This window comes from Homoserinimonas sp. OAct 916, from assembly GCF_003260275.1.
In the GTDB taxonomy this organism is placed as follows: domain Bacteria; phylum Actinomycetota; class Actinomycetes; order Actinomycetales; family Microbacteriaceae; genus OACT-916.
Map to the genome: position 1 here is coordinate 1 of NZ_QJHB01000035.1, position 1,262 is coordinate 1,262.

The 1,262-nt window shown below is 62.9% G+C and carries 1 protein-coding gene; it reads left to right on the forward strand.

Going from position 1 to position 1,262, the window contains the following annotated elements:
* The first annotated feature begins 185 nt into the window (after positions 1 to 185).
* Positions 186 to 1,229, forward strand: coding sequence for an IS30 family transposase (locus tag DL891_RS16545; protein WP_232819241.1), 1,044 nt, complete (start codon positions 186 to 188; stop codon positions 1,227 to 1,229).
* The last annotated feature ends 33 nt before the right edge of the window (positions 1,230 to 1,262 follow it).

A 1,262-nucleotide genomic window follows, 5' to 3' on the forward strand; every position in this document is an offset into this window, starting at 1 on the left:
GGCAGAGTCATATGGTCGTAGCAACGCTCTGAGTGATGGAGTGTCTATTGGTCAAGTTGTTTCCGGCGAATACGCGGACCGAGTTCGTTGATCTGGTGTGCGCCGGCGCGTCCGTGTCTGGTGCGGCCCGGCGTGTCGGGGCGGCCGGCGGCACCGGGTCGCGGTGGTGGGTCGAGTCTGGTGGGATGACAATTGATTACGGGAACGAGGGTGGCTTGTCGGACCCGGCACCGGCCGTGGACGGTCCGGGACGAACACTGTCAATGGCGGAGCGGGGCATGATCCAGATGGGCCGCCGGTCCGGACTCAGTTACGCCCAGATCGGCGACGCGATCGGCCGGAACAAGTCAGTGGTGTGGCGGGAAGTCAACCGGAACACCCGCCGTGACGGGGTGTATTACGCGTCCGTCGCTCATACCCGCGCGCACCAGGCCAGGCGTCGACCGAAACCGTTCAAACTCGTGGAACACCGGGCATTGTGCTCGCTGATCGAGGTCTGGATGGACGAGGGGTGGAGCCCGAAGCTGATCTCGTCCATGCTGGCGTTCTACTTCGGCGATGATGAGACCATGCAGGTAAGTCACGAGACGATCTACCAGGCGTTGTATGTGCAGACCCGCGGGAACCTGCGGGCGGACTTGGCACAGAAACTCAGCTTGAAGCGGAAACGACGGGTCCCCCATACCGCGGACCGGTGCAAGAACAGCCCCTATAAGGAAGCATTCACGATCAGCGACCGGCCTGCGGAAGTCACCGATCGGGCGATTCCGGGGCATTGGGAGGGCGACCTGATCATCGGAAGTGACGGGACCGCGATCGGCACCCTTGTGGAACGGTCGACCCGGTTCACGATCCTGCTGCACCTGCCCGGTGATCACACCGCGGATACGGTCGCCACGGCGATGATCCGTGAGATGCGGGACCTGCCGGAGCATCTGCGTCGTTCGGTCACCTGGGACCGTGGTTCGGAACTGGCCAGCTATGCGCAGATCCAAACGGCCTTAGAGCTGAGGCTATATTTCTGTGACCCGCACTCACCATGGCAGCGGGGCAGTAACGAGAACACGAACCGGTTGCTGCGGTTCTGGTTCGAGAAGAGCTCCGACCTGTCCGTGCACACCCCGCAGGACCTGCGCCGGGTTGCGGCGATACTGAACCGCCGACCCCGGCCGACCCTGAACCTTGAAACCCCAGCCAACCGGCTGAACATGCTGCTCAAAGCAGCATGAACCCCAACGTTGCCCCGACCACTTGACATTGCC

Excerpts from the sequence above, each read along its gene's own strand:
- DL891_RS16545 (WP_232819241.1), top strand. The coding sequence starts at position 186 with ATGACAATTGATTACGGGAACGAGGGTGGCTTGTCGGACCCGGCACCG.